This is a genomic window from Arthrobacter sp. MDT2-34-1 (assembly GCF_059091365.1).
In genome coordinates this window covers 1-791 of sequence record NZ_JBNHGO010000066.1, presented here as the reverse complement: position 1 = coordinate 791, position 791 = coordinate 1, and the positions used below count along the sequence as shown (strand labels likewise).

The following is a 791-nucleotide window of genomic DNA, read 5'->3' as shown; positions in this document are numbered from 1 at the left end:
ATGGTCTCCTGCACCCTCGAGGTGGCAGGACAGCGGTACAACGTGAGCGGCGAGGAGCTACAGGCCCAGACCGAGGGCGACGAAACGTTCGCTACCGTCAGCACCCGCGACGGCGACAATACGCAGATGCTGATGCAGGTTTCGGCCGCGCAGGGGTCTTTGCTGGTCGTGGCCACGAAGACCGGAGCGGAGCTGGGGGACCAGGAACAGCAGGGGCTCGAGGACCTGGTGGATGAGGTATTCGCCAAGGATGAGGCCGAAACCGGCGGCGGACAGACGGGGACTCCGGAAACCGCAACACCGACTGACGGGCCCGCAGCGGCGGCACGCAGGCGGCAGGGCCGGCGCCGTTCACGAACCGGGGCGCGGAACCGCTAGATTAGTAGACAGTGTTTATCCGGGTCGCGGCTGCGGCCCTGCCGCCTGTCTTAAGAAACGGATTTTCAAGCGTGGTCCTTCGCCTTTCCACCCTGTTCCTGCGCACTCTGCGCGAAGACCCTGCCGACGCCGAGGTCGCCAGCCACCGGCTGCTGGTCCGCGCCGGGTACATCCGCCGCGCGGCTCCCGGCATCTACAGCTGGCTGCCCCTGGGCCTGCGGGTGCTGGGCAAGGTGGAGCAGATCATCCGCGAGGAGATGGCCGCTATCGGCGCCCAGGAAGTCCACTTCCCGGCGCTGCTGCCGCGCGAGCCGTACGAAGCCACCAACCGGTGGACTGAATACGGCGAAAACCTGTTCCGGCTGAAGGACCGCAAGGACGCGGACTACCTGCTGGCCCCCACGCACGAGGAA

Annotated in this window: 2 pseudogenes; both read left to right on the top strand. The window is 67.0% G+C overall.

The annotated features are described in order from the left end of the window. A pseudogene (locus AC5RVV_RS17635) lies at positions 1–378 on the top strand (hypothetical protein); the annotation flags it as partial. Between the two features lie 71 nt (positions 379–449). Further along, positions 450–791 (top strand): annotated as a pseudogene (locus tag AC5RVV_RS17630) (proline--tRNA ligase); the annotation flags it as partial.